At 27.9% G+C, this 18327-nt stretch carries 13 protein-coding genes, 1 pseudogene and 1 other annotated feature; of the genes and pseudogenes, 10 read left to right on the top strand and 4 right to left on the bottom strand.

What is annotated here, in order from left to right:
• Nucleotides 1-23: 23 nt before the first annotated feature.
• Nucleotides 24-2393 carry a heavy metal translocating P-type ATPase gene (locus QOZ93_RS00165; protein WP_307354662.1) on the bottom strand — a complete coding sequence of 790 codons (2370 nt, stop codon included), beginning with the start codon at nucleotides 2391-2393 and terminating at the stop codon, nucleotides 24-26.
• Nucleotides 2394-2412: 19 nt separating this feature from the next.
• Nucleotides 2413-2790 (bottom strand): ArsR/SmtB family transcription factor, encoded by a 378-nt coding sequence (locus QOZ93_RS00170; RefSeq protein ID WP_111943958.1) that lies wholly within the window; start codon nucleotides 2788-2790, stop codon nucleotides 2413-2415.
• A gap of 369 nt (nucleotides 2791-3159) precedes the next feature.
• On the opposite strand from QOZ93_RS00170, the gene nrdD reads away from it, so the two are divergent.
• Entirely contained in the window at nucleotides 3160-5280 is a 2121-nt protein-coding gene (gene nrdD / locus QOZ93_RS00175) for an anaerobic ribonucleoside-triphosphate reductase (protein ID WP_307354663.1), read from the top strand.
• A 13-nt stretch (nucleotides 5281-5293) separates the two neighbouring features.
• Nucleotides 5294-5812 carry an anaerobic ribonucleoside-triphosphate reductase activating protein gene (gene nrdG, locus QOZ93_RS00180; protein WP_307354664.1) on the top strand — a complete coding sequence of 173 codons (519 nt, stop codon included), beginning with the start codon at nucleotides 5294-5296 and terminating at the stop codon, nucleotides 5810-5812.
• A gap of 67 nt (nucleotides 5813-5879) precedes the next feature.
• Here nrdG and QOZ93_RS00185 read toward each other — a convergent pair whose 3' ends face one another.
• Nucleotides 5880-6575, bottom strand: a complete 696-nt coding sequence (locus QOZ93_RS00185) for a beta/alpha barrel domain-containing protein (RefSeq protein ID WP_307354665.1) — start codon at nucleotides 6573-6575, stop codon at nucleotides 5880-5882.
• A gap of 131 nt (nucleotides 6576-6706) precedes the next feature.
• A complete protein-coding gene (locus tag QOZ93_RS00190; protein ID WP_307354666.1) occupies nucleotides 6707-7351 on the bottom strand; it encodes an MBL fold metallo-hydrolase in 645 nt (214 codons plus the stop codon).
• 463 nt (nucleotides 7352-7814) lie between these two features.
• Nucleotides 7815-8055, top strand: a binding site (T-box leader).
• Between the two features lie 67 nt (nucleotides 8056-8122).
• Here QOZ93_RS00190 and ileS point away from each other — a divergent pair.
• The 8 genes and pseudogenes from ileS (at nucleotide 8123) to QOZ93_RS00230 (ending at nucleotide 18327) form a co-directional block, all read left to right on the top strand.
• Nucleotides 8123-11233, top strand: a complete 3111-nt coding sequence (gene ileS, locus QOZ93_RS00195; RefSeq protein ID WP_307354667.1) for an isoleucine--tRNA ligase — start codon at nucleotides 8123-8125, stop codon at nucleotides 11231-11233.
• A 135-nt stretch (nucleotides 11234-11368) separates the two neighbouring features.
• A complete protein-coding gene (locus tag QOZ93_RS00200; protein ID WP_307354668.1) occupies nucleotides 11369-12568 on the top strand; it encodes a phosphopentomutase in 1200 nt (399 codons plus the stop codon).
• 23 nt (nucleotides 12569-12591) lie between these two features.
• A complete protein-coding gene (locus QOZ93_RS00205; protein WP_307354669.1) occupies nucleotides 12592-13038 on the top strand; it encodes a hypothetical protein in 447 nt (148 codons plus the stop codon).
• 201 nt (nucleotides 13039-13239) lie between these two features.
• Nucleotides 13240-14151 (top strand): ABC transporter ATP-binding protein, encoded by a 912-nt coding sequence (locus QOZ93_RS00210; RefSeq protein ID WP_307354670.1) that lies wholly within the window; start codon nucleotides 13240-13242, stop codon nucleotides 14149-14151.
• Nucleotides 14151-15368 (top strand): ABC transporter permease subunit, encoded by a 1218-nt coding sequence (locus tag QOZ93_RS00215; protein ID WP_307354671.1) that lies wholly within the window; start codon nucleotides 14151-14153, stop codon nucleotides 15366-15368. Before QOZ93_RS00210 ends, QOZ93_RS00215 begins: the two co-directional genes overlap by 1 nt.
• Before the next feature lie 94 nt (nucleotides 15369-15462).
• Nucleotides 15463-15723, top strand: a pseudogene (locus tag QOZ93_RS00220) (sugar phosphate nucleotidyltransferase); the annotation flags it as partial.
• A gap of 115 nt (nucleotides 15724-15838) precedes the next feature.
• Nucleotides 15839-16822: a substrate-binding domain-containing protein gene (locus QOZ93_RS00225; RefSeq protein WP_307354672.1), complete on the top strand. Its 984-nt coding sequence runs from the start codon at nucleotides 15839-15841 to the stop codon at nucleotides 16820-16822.
• A gap of 143 nt (nucleotides 16823-16965) precedes the next feature.
• Nucleotides 16966-18327 carry a sensor histidine kinase gene (locus QOZ93_RS00230; RefSeq protein WP_307354673.1) on the top strand — a complete coding sequence of 454 codons (1362 nt, stop codon included), beginning with the start codon at nucleotides 16966-16968 and terminating at the stop codon, nucleotides 18325-18327.

The raw sequence follows: 18327 nt of genomic DNA on the forward strand, positions 1-18327 counted from the left end.
AATAATTTACAACGTATATATAATTATTTTAGTTTTAAAATTCTCATAGAATTTAGTATAGCTAATAGAGCTACACCTACATCTGCAAAAACTGCTTCCCACATATTAGCAAGACCCAATGCTGCTAATATAAGAACTAAAAGTTTTATTCCAAGAGCTAAAATTATATTTTGTGTAACAATTTTACGGGTGAATTTAGATATTTTAAGAGCATCAAATATTCTTGAAGGCTCATCATTCATTATAACCATATCAGCGGCTTCTATTGCCGCATCAGAACCAAGACCACCCATTGCTATACCAATGTCAGCTCTGGCCAAAACAGGTGCATCATTTATTCCATCTCCAACAAAGGCCACTTTAGATTTACCTTTTTTACCTTGTAAAATTTCTTCAAATATTTTTACCTTTTCTTGTGGTAACAGTTCCGCATAAAATGTATCTAATTTTAATTCCTTTGCTACTTTTTCAGCTGTAATTTTATTATCACCAGTTAACATAATTGTATTATTTATTCCACTAGATTTTAATTGATTAATAGCTTCTACAGAATCTTGTTTAATTTTGTCAGAAATAACAATACTACCTATAAATTGATTATTTACTGCAATATATACTACAGTTCCTGTACTTTCGCATTTTTTAAAAGTAATTTCAAATTTATCCATTAATTTAGAGTTTCCTACTAAAATTGTGTTTTTCTCGAAATCTACTTTTGTGCCATGTCCAGCTATTTCTTCATAATTTTTTAGCATGTTTTTATCTATTGGTTTGTTATATGCAGAAATTATAGACTTAGCTATAGGATGAGAGGAATAACTTTCACAAATTGCTGCATATCTTAATAATTCTTCTTCCGAAGCTGAATTTGTAGTATTTAATTCTGTAACTTCAAAAATACCTTTAGTTAGTGTACCAGTTTTGTCAAATACAATAGTATCTACAGAGTTTAGAGCTTCTAAATAATTACTTCCTTTTATTAAGACACCTTTTTTAGATGCAGCACCGATTCCACCAAAGAAACCAAGTGGTATAGAAATTACTAATGCACAAGGACAAGAGACTACAAGGAATATAAGAGATCTTCTAACCCAGTCTGATAGAACTGAATCTTTTATAAACATTGGAGGTATAAATGTAAGTGCAATAGCGCAAATAACTACTAAAGGAGTATATACCTTTGCAAATTTAGTAATAAATTTTTCAGCTTCGGCTTTTTTTGAGCCTGCATTTTGAACTAAATCCAAAATTTTAGAAACTGTAGATTGTGAAAATGATTTTGTAACCTTTACATAAAGCATTCCATTTTGGTTTATAAATCCACTTAACACTTCATCTTTAACTTTTATATTTCTTGGTAAAGATTCTCCTGTTAAGGCAGAAGTATCAACAGAGGATTCACCTTCGATTACTATACCATCAAGTGGTACTTTTTCAAAAGGTTTAACAAGTATAATATCATTTATAGAAACATCGTCAGGAGATACTTCTTCTATAGAGTCACCAACTTTTAAGTTAGCCTTATCAGGTTTTATATCCATTAAGTCAGCAATTGATTTTCTTGAACGATTAACGGCTATATTTTGGAAAGTTTCGCCAACTTCGTAAAATAGCATAACAGCCACAGCTTCAGGAAATTCCTTAATAGCGAAAGCACCTAAAGTTGCTATAACCATTAAAAAGTTTTCATCAAAAATTTCCCCAGTTTTAAAGTTCTTTAAAGCTTTAATTAAGACTTTTCCACCTATACTTAAATAACTTATTATAAAAAGAGTTAATTCTGTATAAAAGGTAAATTTACCTATAAGAGCAACTAAAAATAATATAGTACCAATACCAATTCTAATAAAATCTTTTTTGTTTATTAAAGATAATGGAGATTCTTGTTCAGTATTTGATTTATTTGATGAGTTATTTGATTTCTTAAATTTTACAACTACATCAGGTTCAGTTTTATTAACAATGTTTTTAACTTCAGTAAAAATATCATTTTTAGAAGTCTTATTATTTATCTCAAGAGTTAAAATTGAAGTGGAAAAATTAAAAATAGCTTTATGAACATTAGGAAGTTCATTAACCTTATTTTCAATCTTAGCAGCACAATTGGCACAATGAAGTCCTTCTAAGATAAGTTCTACTGTAGCAGTAGAGCTACATGGTTTATTCTTTGACATAATTTCTACATCAGGTTCTAATTTATGAATTATAGATTTAATTTCTGCATACGTTTCTTCTTTTATAGATTCATCCTTTAGTATATAAGAAAGTGTTAAAGTTGAAAAATTCAAAGTACATTCTTGGATATTGGCTAAACTTTTTATTTTAGATTCAATTTTAGCTGCACAGTTTGGACAATCCAAACCTTTTAATATTAGAATATTTTCTTTATTCATTATATCACCTCATAATTAACTAAATTTCATTTATATGATCTAAGGCCATATGAAATATTTGTTTTATGTGATCATCATCAAGAGAATAATAAACCGATTTTCCTTCTTTTCTGTATTTAACAAGTCTGGATTGTTTTAAAACTCTTAATTGATGAGAAATAGCAGACTGATTCATTTGAAGTAAAGCTGCTATATCACAAACACACATTTCAGATTTAAATAGTGCAAAAATTATTTTTATTCTTGTAGAGTCAGAAAAGACTTTAAATAAATCTGAAACATCTTGTAGAGTATCTTCATCTAACATTTCAGTATTAACTTTATTTATTATATCTTGATGAAGAGTTTTACATTCACAAAAATCTATATTTGAGTTAGAGGTATTACTTTTTTTCATTAAGTCATCTCCTTTATAAGTATAATATAAACATATGATCATATATTCATATGTTTATATTATACTATCATTATATGGAATTAAAATCAATATGCGTACACAAAAAATAAAAAATAATTAAAAAATTTTTTAAAGATTTTTTTGAATTTTAGGTAAAAAAAGTGAAAGTAGGCTAAATGCCTATGTATGCATAATTTACCATAATAAAATACATTACATGAATAAAAACAGAATAAAACAAGAGAAAATTTATTAAAATTAAACGTAGTGTAGGATTTAAAGATTAAATTAAAATTGATTATAAGAGATTAAAATAGTATAATAATCCGAGTATGGCAAACAATATATTGTATAAGGAGGCTAAAAAATATGCTATATGTTGTAAAGCGTGATGGACGAAGAGTTCGATTTGATTCCTCCAAAGTCTTTAAGGCAATCAAAGGTGCAGCGGATGAAATTGGGTACATAATCGGTGAAGAGGAAATAAATAAACTGAAGGAGAGAGCTTTAAAGAAGTTAGAAGCTTTAGAGAGAGAAGAATTAAGTGTTGAAGATATTCAAAATGAAGTTGAAGACATGCTTTTAAGTAATGGACATAGAGAAATAGGAGTAGCATACTCTAATTATAGAAGAGAAAGAAATAGAATAAGAGAAATAAAATCTGATCTTATGAAAGCAATTGATAAGATTGGGGTAGAAACAGATAGAGATAACGCTAATGTTGGAAATAATTTTAGTTCTAAGCTTCTTAGAATAGCTTCCGAGTCTAATAAGTGGCATAACTTAGCTATGATGCCTAAAAAAATGGCTAAATTGCATGAAAACGGAGATTTATATTATCATGATTTAGATTCGTATAATCTTACAGTTAACTGTCTACACATTCCGACTAAAGAAATTTTGGAAAGAGGGTTTAATACTGGCTATGGAACGATTAATAGACCGAAGAGAATAGAGTCAGCAGCTGAACTTTCATGTATTCTTTTACAGTCTACCCAAAATGATATGTTTGGTGGACAGTCCCATCCAGATTTCGATAATGATATGGCAGTATTTGTAGATCCTACTAGACAAGAAATAAAAAAAGAACTTGAAGAGTATGGAATTCAAGGGGAACAACTTAAAGAGTTATTAAATAAAAAACTTAGAAAAACTATAAGTCAAGCAATGCAGGGAATTGTATATAATTTAAATACTATGCATTCAAGGGCAGGTTCACAGGTTCCATTTAGTTCTATTAATTTAGGAATACCACATTCAGAAGATGCAGCGTTAGTCTGTGAATTGTTTTTATTAGAATATGAAAAGGGATTAGGCAAGGGAGAACAACCTATTTTTCCTAATATTATTTTTAGGGTAAAAGAAGGGGTTAATAGAGAAGAGGGAGATCCTTACTTCTATCTATATAAACTTGCTTGTGATGTTGCTAGTAAGAGAATGAATCCTACATTTATGAATATAGATGCAGATTTTAATAAAAAATATTATGATCAAGGTGTAATGCCAGCTACTATGGGTTGCAGAACTTATGTATGTAGTAATTGCAATGGTGAACCTGGTACAAAAGGAAGAGGAAATATTGCACCAACAACAATTAATCTTCCAAGATTAGGATTAATGGCGAAAAATAATGAGAATAAGTTCTTTGAACTTTTAGAGAATAGATTAGAATTAGCAAAAGAGTCTCTACTTCATAGGTATGAGATATTAAAGAAACTTAAAGTTAAGGACCTACCATTTGTTGCAGGACAAGGACTAATGAAAGGTTGTGAAGATTTAGGACCAGAGGATTCTATAGAACCAATTTTAAAACAAGGTTCATGGGCTATTGGATTTATAGGACTTGCAGAAACATTAATTGCCCTTACAGGACATCATCATGGAGAAACTAAAGAAGCAAAAGAATTAGGAATAAAAATAATAACTTTTATTAGAAATTATACAGATAAGCTTATAAAACAAACTTCATTAAATTGGAGTACATATGCAACTCCAGCTGAGGGATTAAGTGGAAGATTTATACTGCAAGATCAAAAGATATTCGGAAAAATTAAGGGAGTTACGGATAAGGATTATTATACTAATAGTTATCATGTACCAGTTGGACATCCAATATCTATTAAGGAAAAGATTGATATAGAAGCTCCATATCATAATTTATGTAATGGTGGACATATAACATATTTAGAGGTAGATGATTGTCCAACAGGAGAAACTATCAAAAGTATACTAGACTATGCGTATAAGAGAACAAATATAAGTTATTTAGGAATTAATTTTCATATAAGATATTGCAGAGAATGTGGAACATATCTTCAAAGTGGAGAAGAGTCTTGCCCAGTATGTAATGGTAAAAATATACAAGGAATTTCTAGGGTAACAGGATATTTAAGCTTAGATGAAAGATTTGGACCAGGAAAATACCATGAAAGAAAAGATAGAGTAACTCATGAAAGTCATAAAAGTGGTTATACTGACTATGTAAGTTAAGGTGATGAGTATTATGAAAAAACAAGAAGGTATAATAAGACTTTCTGGAATCATATATGAAAGTTTGGTTAATGGACCAGGAATGAGAAGAGTATTTTTTTCTCAAGGGTGCACGCATAATTGTGAAGGCTGTTTTAATAAGCATACACATAGTTTTACTGGAGGAGAATTATTCGATATTATAGAATTAGTTAAAGATGTAGAAGAAAATCCTATAATTACTGGAATAACTTTTAGTGGGGGAGACCCATTTGAACAAAGTGAAAACTTTGCGGAATTTGCTTTAGAATTAAAAGAGCTTAATTTAAATATATGGTGTTATACAGGCTATACTTTCGAATATATACAGCAGCATTTAATTGAAAAATCTTCTTGGGAAAAGTTACTTTATAATATAGATGTGCTTGTTGATGGACCCTTTATTAAAGAACTAAAAGATACAAGATTGAAATTTAGAGGTTCCAGTAATCAGAGGATTATTGATGTTAAAGAAAGTTTGAAATTAAATAAAATAGTTAAAATTGATTATTAAAAATATAAAAAATACCTATTGGTTTATAAAAAACTAATAGGTATTTTTATATATTATGAAAATATATTTATTTATTAAGATCATCTTCATAATAGCTTTCATAGTTATCTCTATAACTTAACATTATTTCGTTTAATATATCTGCTGTAGCAGGTGGAGTATAAGTAATGGCATTGGCACCAGCCTCTATAGTTTGTCTTATTGAATTTTCATTAGGGCCACCAGTAGCTATAATAGGAAATTCAGGATACTTCTCACGTATCTTTTTTACTATGTATGGAGTACGTTTAGCACCAGAAACATTTAAAATAGTAGCTCCAGCATCGATTCTTGCGGCTATATCTTCGTATTCAGATACCACAGTCACAATAATAGGAATATCTATCATCTCTCTCATTTGACGTATAACTTCATTTGGAGTTGGGTTATTAACAACTACTCCTAAAGCACCCTTAAATTCTGCATCAAGGGCTAAATTAACTACTCTTTTGCCGGTAGTGATTCCTCCGCCAACACCACAGAAGATAGGTACGTCAGCAGCCATGATTAGGGATTCTGTGATTATAGGTTGAGGAGTGAAAGGATATACGGCTATAATAGCATCAGCATTAGTGTTTTTTATTATAGCAACATCCGTTGTAAAAACAAAAGATTTTAAACGTTTACCAAAAATTGATATACCACTAGCATCTCTTATGGCAGTAGGCATTTCAAGCATATGGCTTCTAAGAGTTCCTTTAATTACAGGTACATGTTTGCGCATTGTATAAATCACTCCTTTGTCAAATAAAGACTATAAATTCGAATTTCATTATGTTTTTAATAAAATATATATAATCTTAAAATAAATTAATATAATTTGTAAAGTGTTTTTTAAAAAAGATAGAATTATAATTAATAATCTAAAATTATAACTTTATTTTTAAATTCACAAATAGAAGCTCTATTATCTATGATTAGTTCATTAGTATTAAGGTTTGCATAATTGCCCATTTTTATTAAAAAGTTTTCCAAGTCATCAAGTTCAAAATTTAAATCAGGTGTTTTGTAGTGCATAGGAATTACAATGTTACTATTTATTTTTTGACACAATTCAAAAGCTTGGATATTGTCTATGGTATAGTTACCACCTACTGGTATAAGTAAAACATTTATTTCTCCTAAATCCTTTATTTGAGAATCACTTAGCATATGTCCTAAGTCTCCTAAATGACAAATATTAATTCCATCTATACAAAACTTTATAATGCTATTGTTTCCTCGTTTTGCACCTTTAACTTCATCATGAAAAGAAGGGAAACAAGTAAATTTTATATTGTGAGCCAAAAGTTCGCCAACTTTATGTATAACTACATAATCGCCTTTAATATTATCTAAGCAATTATGATCAAAATGATGATGACTTATGGTTACTATATCTGCATAATCATTATATGTTTTATATCCTATAGTATTAGGAAAAGGATCTGTTAAGATTTTTGTATTAGTCTTATTGGAAGTAATCAAGAAACTAGAATGTCCTAACCATTTTATATTCAAATAGAATCACTCCTTAATTTAATCACATAATATATATTTTAATATTTTATATATTTAGTATACAAGAAAATTGTAAAAAAATTATAAAGCCTATATAAATATTTATAAGTAATTATGTAAATTTTACATAACTAATTATCTTCTACATAAAATTAAACATAACATTAATATTATACTTAATTTTAAGCATTATAACAATTATTAGGTAAATACAAATTATAAGGAAACAATTGTTAATATAAGGGCTTTTAAATTATAGTAATTTTATAACAAAACAATCTTATGATATATACAATAGAAAAAAATAAATGCTCAATATTATGAAAGATTACAAAATTTCTTAGACGAGTAGGATATTTCTGTACCATAAATTATATTGTTAATTTAGATTTATTCTAATAAATATATATGTTTGACAAGAATAAATGTGTATATTATAATTAAAAATAATTATAATAGATACAAAAAAGCTTTGATTAGGAAGAGTAATTTATTTGTAAACTTTAAGAGAGTGGGGAATGGTGGAAACCCATAGTGGAGAATGGATGAAAATCACCTAGGAGCTTAAGGCTGAAAATTATAAGTAAGCTTTTACGTAATTCTGCGTTAAAGAATAGGGTATGCAAAATTTAAAATTTTAAGTACTTGAAATATTTTAAACTACCATAGGTGGTATAACGAAGAAGATATGCTTCGTCCTATTAAGGGCGAAGTTTTTTTATTTTTAAATAGTATGGGTATAATTTTAATAGGTATGAAAGGAGTAAAGATATGTATAATAAAATTGATAATTCAAAAAATAATGTTGCTAGAGAAAAAGAAATTGCGAAGTTTTGGAATGATAAGGATATAATACAAAAGAACTTCGATTTAAATGAAGATGGAGAATATTTTACTTTTTATGATGGACCTCCAACAGCTAATGGAAAACCACATGTAGGTCACGTTTTAACTCGTGTTATGAAAGACTTAATTCCTAGATATAAGGTTATGAAGGGATATAAGGTTTTAAGAAAAGCTGGATGGGATACTCATGGTTTACCAGTTGAACTTGAAGTTGAGAAAATGCTTGGCATATCTGGTAAGGAACAAATTGAGGAGTATGGTGTAGAAAAATTTGTTAAGGAATGTAAAGATAGTGTATTTAAATATACTAGTCTTTGGAAAGAAATGTCTGAAAAATTAGGTTATTGGGTTGATATGGATAATCCATATGTAACATATCATGATAACTACATAGAGTCAGTTTGGTGGGCATTAAAACAAATGTGGGATAAAGAATTATTATTCCAAGGACATAAGATTATGCCTTATTGCCCAAGATGTGGAACAGCTTTATCTTCTCACGAAGTTGCACAAGGATACAAAGATGTAAAGGAAGCTACTGCTTTTGTTAAGTTTAAAGTTAAAGGTGAAGAAAATAAATATTTCTTAGCTTGGACTACAACTCCTTGGACATTACCAAGTAACATAGCTCTTACAATTAATAAAAAATATGATTATGTAGAAGTTGAAAATAACGGTGAAGTTTATATATTAGCTAAGGAATTAGCACCTAAGGTTTTAGATGGTGAGTATACTATTCTAAAAGAATTTAAAGGTGAAGAAATTTTAGGAATGGAATACGAACAGTTATTTAAGTTTGAAACTCCTAAAGAAAAAGCTTTTGTTGTAATCCATGGTGATTTTGTTACTTTAACTGATGGTACAGGAATAGTTCATACAGCACCAGCTTATGGTGAAGATGATAATCTTGTATGTAAACAAAATGATTTACCATTAATCAACTTAGTAGATAGAAGTGGATGTTTTGTAGATTCAGTAGAACCTTGGAAAGGATTATTCGTTAAGAAAGCGGATCCTAAGATTTTAGAGTATATGAAAGAAAATAATATGCTTTATAAGTCAGAAAAGTTTACTCACTCATACCCACATTGTTGGAGATGTGATACTCCACTTTTATACTATCCTAAAGATAGTTGGTTTGTAAAAACTACTAAGGTTAAAGAAAATCTTATAAAGAATAACCAAGGCATTAATTGGTTACCAGATAATATTAAAAACGGAAGAATGGGTAAATTCTTAGAAAATAATATTGACTGGGGTATCAGTAGAGATAGATACTGGGGAACTCCACTTCCTATTTGGGAATGCGAATGTGGCCATAAAGAATGCATAGGTAGTAGAGAAGAACTTATGAAAAAAGGTATTGATGTAAAAGAAGGTATCGAACTTCATAAGCCATATATAGATGAGGTACATTTAAACTGTCCTCATTGTGGAAAAGAAATGAAGAGAACCAAAGAAGTTATTGATTGTTGGTTTGATTCAGGGTCAATGCCATTTGCTCAACATCACTATCCATTTGAAAATAAAGAAATTTTTGAGCAAAACTTCCCAGCACAGTTTATTTCAGAAGCTGTAGACCAAACAAGAGGTTGGTTCTATACATTACAAGCAATAGGAACTACTTTATTTAATAAGGCTCCATTTGAAAATTGCATAGTTTTAGGTCACGTGCTTGATAAAAAAGGAATTAAAATGTCTAAACATAAAGGTAATGTAGTTGATCCATTTGATGTTTTAGAGCATGAAGGTGCTGATGCAGCTAGATGGCATTTCTATACAGCTAGTGCTCCATGGTTACCAACTAGATTTTCAGAAGATGATGTTGCGGAAACTGGTAGAAGATTCTTAGGAACGTTATGGAATGTATATTCATTCTATGTTTTATATGCTGAAATAGATAAATTTAATCCATTAGAGTATAAAGATTTTGTATCTGAAAATGTAATGGATAAATGGATTATTTCTAAATTAAATTCACTATGTAAGACTATAGAAGAGGATTTAGATAATTACAGAATAACTCAGGCAGCTTTAGCTTTAGAAGGATTTGTTGATGAATTATCTAACTGGTATGTAAGAAGAAATAGATCTAGATATTGGTCAGAAGAATTAACAAATGATAAGATAGGTGCTTATGTAACATTATATAATGTACTTGTAAATGTATGTAAGATTGCAGCACCATTTGTTCCATTTATGACAGAAGAAATTTATCAAAATCTTGTTGTTACTTTAGATAAGAATGAACCAGAAAGTATTCATTTATGTAAGTGGGCAGGATATAATGAAAAATTAATTAATGTTGACTTAGAAAAAGAAATGGATTTAGCTTATAAAGTTGTTAAATTAGGTAGGGCAGCAAGAAATGGTGCTAATATTAAGAACAGACAACCACTTTCTACGATGTTATTATCTACAAAGGCTATTCCAGAGTATTATGGAGATATTATAAAAGACGAACTTAATATTAAAGCAATAGAGTTTGGTGCAGATGTATCTAAATTTGTTAAATTTGAAATTAAGCCTAATCTTCCTGTGCTTGGTAGAAGCTATGGCAAGCTAATACCACAAATTAGAAAAGCTATTTCTGAACAAAATCAAATGGAATTGGCTCAAAAAATTGATTCAGGTGAAAATGTAGTAATTAACATTGAGGGAAATGAAATAGAACTTAATAAAGAGAATTTATTAGTAACTATGCAAGGTTTAGAGGGATATGCTTTCGCTGGTGAAGGTGAAATAGGAGTTCTTTTAGATACTACTATAACTGAAGAGTTAAGAGAAGAAGGTCATGTTAGAGAAATTTTAAGCAAAGTTCAAAACATGAGAAAAGATAGTGGTTTTGAAGTAGCAGATAAAATTAAGCTTTATGTTTCAGAAAATGAAAACTTAGAGGCTGTTATCAGAAAATATGAAGATACTATAATGAAAGAAACTCTTACAGTAGAAATTCTTTACAATGAGGATAAAGAATATAATGAAGTTAAAATCAATGGAGAATTATTAAAATTAGCTGTTGAGGTTGTTAAATAGCTTAAATGAAATAAAAATACATTAAAAGGCACATTATAACTTTAAAATTAAAGGTATAACTGTGCCTTTTGTATTAAAAATACTTTGTATATTTAAGTTCTAAGAGTAGAATTATAAACATAAGAAGGTGATTTTATGAAAAGAGCAATTCTTCTTGTAATTGACAGTTTAGGAATTGGAGAAATGGATGATGTAAAAAAAGATAGACCTAATGATATAGGAAGTAATACCTTAAAACATGTACTTGAACATAATTCTATGTTAAAGTTAAACAACCTAGAAAATTTAGGATTAATAAATTGTTTAGGAGAAGAGGTTGAGTCATTTAAAAAGAGTAATAATTGTATTTGGGGAGTTAGTAATTTAAAGCATGAAGGTGCCGATTCTTTTTATGGACATTATGAAATTGTAGGAGCAAAACTTACAAAACCTATTTTAAAATCATTTTCTGAGTATATAGATAAAATATATAATTTTTTAAGAAACAGCGGTTATAGTGTTAACGTAGAGAAAAAACTTAATAAATCTTATTTAATAGTAGACAATAAGGTAATAATTTCGGATAATATAGAGGGGGAAAAAGGACAATTATATACTGTCTTAGGAGATGAAAATTCAGATTTTAATGTTGTATTGGAAATAGGCAAAAAAGTAAGAGAAGTGGTAGAGATACCTAGAATAGCTGTTGTAAAGTGTAATATAAATTTAGAAGAGCTAAAAGAGTGCATAGAAATAAGATTTAATGAATATATTGGTATAAATGCCGAAAAAGCCAATTTGTATAATAGAGGGTACAAAGTAGTTCATTTAGGTGCTGGTATAAGTAATGAAGGACATTGTATTAAGAAGCTTGTAGAAAATAACATACCTGTAGTTTTAGTAGGAAAAGTTAGTGATATTATAAGTATGAATAACATAAAAAAAGTGTCAGGAATACATACTAGTGATATAATAAAAAAAACCTTAAAAATATTAGAAGATTTTAATGAAGGTTTTTTATTTATAAATATACAAGAAACCGATCTAGCTGGTCATCTTCAAGATAAAAATTTATATGGAAAACAATTAGAAATAATTGATAGTTTTATTGGTGAAATTAAAAATATAATAAATGATGATGATTTATTTATTATAACAGCAGATCATGGTAATGATCCAACTATAGGTCATGGAAGACATACAAGAGAAAAAGTACCTGTTATTGTATACAAAAAACAACTTAAAAGTAATAGTATAGGGTTGAGAGAAAGTTTAAGCGATATAGGGGCAACAGTTTGTGAATTTTTCCATGTAGAAAGTATTGATGAAGGAAAGAGCTTTTTTGAGCTAGTATAAAATTTATAAAGAGGTGTAGAGTAGTGGGTATAGAACAAAAAGAAACATTATATTTATTTTGGAGAAATGAAGAACAAAAGGAATTTAAAATAGGAGAATTATGCAAGAGAACTGGAAAATATTATTTTAAATATAATATAGAAGAAACTAAAGAGGCATTAGAACATGGATTTGAACTTTTATCTGGTTTTCCAAGAATAGATGCAGAATATTTTAAAGAAGAACTTTTTAGAACTTTTGCAGACAAGATTCCAACAAAAGAAAGAAAAGAAATTGTTAATGATGAAGATAATAATGATGATTTTGAAATTTTAGTTCAAATGAATGATAAAAATGGTTTTAGATTTGAAGTGGCAACTATAAAAGAAAAAGAAGATAAAAAGGAAAAAGTTAAAAAAGATAATAAGCAACTTAAAAATAAAGATATAAAAGAAGATAAGGTTAAGGAAAAAGAAAATAAAGCAGAATAAGATGTAATATTAGTTATAAAAACACAATAATAAAATGTTTTCACATTTTATTATTGTGTTTTTTTCATTTAAATTAGAAAAAATTCTTAAGAAAGTATTAAAATCTTACGTTAAAGTTAAGATAAACTTAAATAGACATTGAAATTATTTACATTTAGGTATTTGTACATTAAAATTTATTTAAAAGGGAGGAGAGAGGATATGAATGTTTTAGAAGTAAAGGGATTATATAAAACTTTAGGAAAGAGTGAAATAATACAGGGAATAGATTTTTCGGTAAAAGAAGGGGAGATTTTTGGATTTTTAGGGCCTAATGGTGCAGGAAAAACTACTACTATAAGAATGTTAGTAGGACTAATACATCCAACCAAAGGAAGTATTAGTATTATGGGAAATGATTTAAGTAAGAATAGGGAAAAAGCACTTGAACAGGTTGGAGCAGTAGTAGAAAATCCAGAGTTATATACCTATCTTTCAGGAAGAGAAAATTTAATGCAGATAGCTAGAATTAGAGGAATATCTAAAAAAGAAGTTGATGAAATAATCGAAACTATAGGATTAAAAGAAAAAATAGATTTAAAAGTTAAAAAGTATTCTTTGGGTATGAAACAAAGATTAGGACTTGGAGCGGCACTAATATCTAATCCTAAATTATTAATATTAGATGAGCCTACAAATGGATTAGATCCATCGGGAATATTAGACTTTAGAGAAATAGTCAGAACAGCAGCTAGAAAAAGAGGTACAGCTGTATTTATATCATCACATATATTAAGTGAAGTTCAAGAATTATGTGATACTGTTGCTTTTATAAAAAAAGGCCAAATTCAATCTATCGAAAGTTTAAAAGAAAATGAAGAAGAACAAAATAATATAACATTAGTTATACATTCTAAAAATAAAGACAAATGTAAAAATGTGCTAAATACATTAGAAGATGTTAGAAGTATTAAAGAAGATAAGGAGTTAATAAATATTGTCGTAGATATGAAAAAAGTTTCTTCTACTATAAAATTATTGGTTAATAACGATGTAGAACTTTTAGAATTTTACATCAAGCATAAAGGTGTTGAACAAAGATATATGGAATTAGTAGAAGGGGGAGAAAGATAATGTTGGTTTTAATAAAAAATGAGATTACTAAATTATTAGGTAAGCCTAAGACTTGGGTAATTTTTATAGGTTTTATACTTTTACTAGGATGTTTTACATTCTCGGAATATAAAGGGGAAAAGAATGGCATAAATAATGAAAAGCCTCAATTTAAATTAGAACAACTTCAAGAAAATTTAAGAGCTTCAAAAGAAAGTTGTGAAAGTGAAAAGAAACAATATCCAAAAGAAGTTAAAAGTATAGAAGCAAGATACAATGAAGAAATTACAAGTTTAAATGAACAAATAGAGATTTTAAGACAAGAAATTAGAACAAATAAAAATGTTGATTGGAAAGAAAAAAAGGAAATAGAACTTAAAAGTTTACAAACAGAATATGAGTCTAGAAAAAAAGAACATGATAAGTGTTTAGAAGAACTTAGAGGTGAAATTCAGTTAAATAAATATTATTTAAAAAATAATGTAAAGCCCACACCAGCATATATGCTGAATGGATTTAATTTTCTTAAGCGTGTTATAGAAGTTTTAGGTGTAACATTTTTAACTTTTGGAATTATAATTTTTTCTTCAGATATGGTATCAGGGGAGTATACACCAGCTACTATGAAGTTTTTGCTTATACAACCTATATCAAGAGGTAAGGTATTATTATCTAAGTTTATTGCTTTAATTATAACAGCAGTAACAATGATTTTAAGTGGAGAGTTTTTGTTTTTCTTAGGGATAGGATTGACTAAAGGCTTTGGTAATCCTAATGAACCAGTTATATATGGTATTAAGTACATGTTTGATAAAACTATTAATTTACAAGGAGCCCATGATATTATTCCTGTGATTAATTCTTCTAGGCTAATGCCAATTTGGAAAATAGCGATGTTATTAATATTATTACAAGTATTGTATATAATAATTTGTTGTTCTTTTGCATTTATGTTTTCAACAATTGTTAAGAGTAGTATGGTATCTATGGCTGCTTCTATAATATCTATTATAGGAATTCAATTTTTAGGATCTGGAATATCATTTTTTAATAAATTTATGCCATATTGTTTTTTATCATATTCAGATGCTGGTGGAATTGTAAGTGGAAACTTAATACATCAATTAGGTGATCCTAGTGTTGGAGTAGGAAAAGCAGTAACTGTATTAGTGATATGGGGAGTTATTTGTTATGCTATAGCACATATTACATTTAAGAAAAAAGATATACTTATATAATATTGTTATAACTTAAAGTAAAGGTGAAAGTATTCACTACTTTTATAAATGTTTCATAATATAGTGTATAACTAATTTACAGAGGTGTTTTTTAGTGCTATATGCCTTAATATTAGCAGGAGGAAAAGGTACAAGATTGTATCCTCTATCAAGAAATGAAAATCCTAAGCAATTTTTAAATATTATAAATGGGAAAAGTTTTTTAAAAAATACTATAGATAGAATTTCTCCTGTGGTACCAAAGGAAAATATTTATATTGTTACTAATAAAGGTTATTATTCTAAAGTAACTAAAGAGTTACCAGAAATAAAAGAAGAAAATATATTTGTTGAACCAGCCAATAAAGAAACCTCTTTAAAGACCCTAAGGGTCTTTTTTGCTTATATTATATATAAATTACATTTATGATATAATTAATTTTAGAATATGGAGAAGATTAAGTTAATTAAAAAATAAATGGGGTGAGCTTTTGAAAGGATTTAAAATTTTTTTTGTAGGAGTTGTTATAATTATTAGTGCGATAACAATATTTTTTACATTTAAAAATTCCCCCCATAATATTGATAAAAATGTAAGTGAGGATAAAAAGAGAATTATGTTATTGGCACATATAAAAACAAATCCTTATTGGATTAATATAAAAAGTGGGGCTGAAGAAGCTGCAAGAGATAGAAATTGTTTTTTAGAATACAATGGTGCAGAGGGGAATTATATTGTAGAAAATATTAGACTAATGAACAAAGGAATAGCATCTAAACAGGATGGAATTTTAACTTATGTTCTACAAGAAGAGAAAATGAAAAAATCTATAGAGAAAGCTAAGGATAAGGGAATAGCTGTTATGACAATAGATAGTGATGTAAAAGATTCTTCTAGACAAGCCTACATAGGAATCAATAATTATAATGCAGGAAGATTAGCTGCAAAAACTTTAATTGATAAATTAAAGGGGGAAGGTGAGATTGCTATAATAATGGGTGGAAAAAATAATATAAATCAAATAGAGCGAGTTAAAGGAGTTAAAGATTATGTAAAGCAATATGAAAAAATAGAACTTTTATCTATAGAATCTTCTAATTCATATCTTTTGGAATCTGAACTTGTGACTAAGAAAATATTAAAAGAATATCCATATGTAAAGGCAATAATTTGTACTAGTGCATTAGATAGTATAGGGGCAGCTAGGGCAATTTCAGATATTAAGTTAAAGGGAAAGGTTCAAATTATAGGATTTGATGCTTTTGATGAAACTTTAGAATATATAAATCAAGGGTTAATATATGCTACAATTGCGCCAGATGCATATGAACTTGGATATAAGGCGGTTAATACAATGATGGATTTTTTGGAAGGTAAGCAGGTGAAAAATTTTATATCGCCTGTAGAAGTCATTACTAAAAAAAATATAAAAAAATATAAAAATAAACATAAGAAATTAAGTGAATTAAAATGAAGGTAAATATAAAAACAGTATTACATATAAATAGTTTGAAATTTAGATTATTAAGTTTTACATTGATCCTTCTTATATCTACTCTTGTTATAAACATTTATTCTTTAAGTAGCATAAGGTCTTTAGAAAATGTACATACAGAGATGATAGATAGGGTTTTTAAAATAGATAATATAAAAAAAGAAATATTGAGTTCAGAAAATTTTTTAGAACAATATTTTTCAACTAAAACAGATAGTGATCTTAAAAATTATGCTATCCATTATCAAGTGTGTAGAGATAGTTTTAAATATTTGCAGAATATTGGTTTACAAAAAGTAAATAATTCTATGGAAGAAGAAATGCTTATAAAAAATATAGGAAATACATTAGATAGTTATAAAGAGGTATCTAATGATTCTATTTTGAATTTTTATATATATGATAGAGGTGAAATATTTTATTCTAAATTAAAAGAAACAAGAGACATAACAAATTTTATTGTTGAGTATACCAATGATTTGCAAAATGAATATTTAAAGTATAGTGAAGAATTAAGTAAATCGATTACGGAATCTAATAAAATTCAGAATAAAATAATACTGGTAATATTAGGATTTATGGTTTTAAGTGGAGTATATTTTGCTGTATCTATAGAAAAAGGTGTAACTAAACCTTTGAATCAGTTAACAGAATCTGCGTATAAAGTTGCTACAGGAGAATTTAATATTCCTGAACTTAAAAATTCTAATATATATGAATTAGATGTAGTTACAATGGGATTTAATACCATGGTAGATGAAATCCATAAATTTATTAATAAAATGAAAGAAAAAGCAGATATAGAAAAAAAGTTGGGAGAAGAAGAGTTAAAAAATTTAATGGCTCAAAATATGCTAAAAGAGTCTAGATTAAAAATGCTACAGTCACAAATAAATCCTCATTTTTTATTTAATACATTAAATATTATTGTTATTACAGCTATGGAAGAAGAGGCTGAAAATACAGAGAAAATGATAAATTCTTTAGCAGAACTTTTAAGATATAGTTTAAATACAATAGATCATGTGACAACTGTAGAAAAGGAAATCGATATTATAAAACAATATATATATATTCAAGAATGTAGGTTTGGAGATAGGGTAAAATTTAATGTTGATATCGATAAAAGTGTGTTAAAAGTCAAGTTACCAGGAATGATATTACAACCTATGGTAGAAAATGCTTTAATTCACGGCATAGAAAATAAGGAAGAGGGAGGGGTAATTGAAGTTACGGCTAGAAGAATAAGAGATAACTGTATTGTGAAGATAAAAGATAGTGGTATTGGAATGACTAAGGAACAGATAGAAAAAATATTAAAAGGAAATGATGTTTCTAAGACCAAGGGTCATACAACAGGTTTAGGTGTTTCCAATGTAATTAGTAGGTTAAGGCTTTATTTTGATAATGAGGATGTTATTAATATATTTAGTGAAATAGGAAAAGGAACAGAAATAAATTTAAAGATACCTATGGGGGGATAA

Source organism: Hathewaya limosa, from assembly GCF_030815255.1.
In the GTDB taxonomy this organism is placed as follows: domain Bacteria; phylum Bacillota; class Clostridia; order Clostridiales; family Clostridiaceae; genus Hathewaya; species Hathewaya limosa.